Genomic DNA, 1,497 nt, shown 5'->3' on the forward strand with positions numbered 1-1,497 from the left:
CTTTATTGACGTTGAGCCTCGGAACCCTTAACAATCCCAAAACTTGTCGAATGGTCGGCTTAATAGCTCACGCTATGCCGACATTCGTCTGCAAGTTTAGTTAAGGGTTCTTCTCAACGATCAATAAATTTTCTCGGCATAAATGCGTGGTCTTTCCTTGTCTACTTGGTAGACCTAGTAGACCCAATTGTTATTGCTTTACAGGTCCAAAATTCATCGTTATAATCTAGTTAAATCCCGTAAGGGCGCACTTATACGTTTGTTCCAAACGGTGCAAAAACCCTAATCGACCTTCGTCGATTTTTTTATTTCAAAATTAAAGAAACGGCTTGAGATATTCCGAGCAGTTATAAAAATTAATTTGTCTTGAATATTGCTACTACATTCTTGAAAAAGTGATGTAGATTTATAGCCCATAACTTTTTTTGAATTACATCGACGATACGGCGTCGAAAGAAAAATAAATAGACCGTATGAAAGAAAAAGCTATCTCAATTTTGAGGTAGCTTTTATTTGTATATCCAAGGGCGCACTTACACACCCAAAAAGGTGTCGTGCTAAAAACAAAATCGGCGTGTGATAATCAAATATCTTTATTTGCATTTTAAAGGGGTATTTAGAGCGAACTTTAAAAATATATAGTTTTATTACCTGTATAACCTTCTTTGTTTCTTAAAACGCAAATATGAGCCAAATAAGAGGTGTTTTTTATGACAATTAACTTCACTTTCACTTTTTCAGTATTTGATAAAACCTCAAAAGAAATTGCTGAACTATGTAACATTCCTAACGACCAGCGAATTCAAAAAGTAATCAAAATCATGAAAGAACAAAATATCCCAGATACTGATTTTGAATTTCTTAAACTTTATGATTTTTATTTCGCAGATAATCCAGACATCATTTTTTAAAATACCCAGTGTCGATTTTTAAGACACTGCCCAGTTACATGCAAACTTAAAAGTTAACATAAAAAATGGTCAACCATGCCGGTTGAAAGCTATAGTTCCCGCAGGGGCAAAAAGACATAAAAAAACGCTAGCCTTTAAGCTAACGTTTCAAATCTTTTAAGTAATAATTTTGTTTTTCAAAATTCCAAATTGCAGTAATTGAATGTGCTTTTTCTTCTTCATTAAAAACTCCGAAAACTTTTGAAACAACTTCATAGTTATAAGGTAAAAATTCTTTTAATTTCATCAAACCAAGATCAGTTAATTGAACATAATTTGTTCTCTTATCATTAGATAAAGCTACTCTTTTAACTAACCCATTTTTTTCTAAACCTTTTAAAACTCCCGTTCTAGTAGATTTCTTACTACCTATTTTCTCAGATAATTTTGATGGAGCTAACGTCATATTTTTTTCATAAGACAATAACATCATGATTGTGAATGTTAGATTCAGATAAATCGAATTTCTGTAATAACGTATCATGATTTAACTTCATTTTTTTATAAGCTTTATGAATTTCTAAATAAAACAAGACTGATGTAATGT

At 31.5% G+C, this 1,497-nt stretch carries 1 protein-coding gene and 2 pseudogenes; 1 reads left to right on the plus strand and 2 read right to left on the minus strand.

Features of this window, described 5'->3' with window-relative positions; genetic code table 11:
• Positions 1-710: 710 nt before the first annotated feature.
• Complete coding sequence (locus tag CD129_RS07830) at positions 711-911, plus strand: hypothetical protein (protein ID WP_107641103.1); 201 nt, start codon at positions 711-713, stop codon at positions 909-911.
• Between the two features lie 139 nt (positions 912-1,050).
• On the opposite strand, the pseudogene CD129_RS13560 reads toward CD129_RS07830, so the two are convergent.
• Positions 1,051-1,134 (minus strand): annotated as a pseudogene (locus tag CD129_RS13560) (protein rep); the annotation flags it as partial.
• A 156-nt stretch (positions 1,135-1,290) separates the two neighbouring features.
• Positions 1,291-1,434 (minus strand): annotated as a pseudogene (locus CD129_RS13565) (hypothetical protein); the annotation flags it as partial.
• Between the last annotated feature and the right edge of the window lie 63 nt (positions 1,435-1,497).

This window comes from Mammaliicoccus fleurettii (genome assembly GCF_003970575.1).
GTDB lineage: Bacteria > Bacillota > Bacilli > Staphylococcales > Staphylococcaceae > Mammaliicoccus > Mammaliicoccus fleurettii.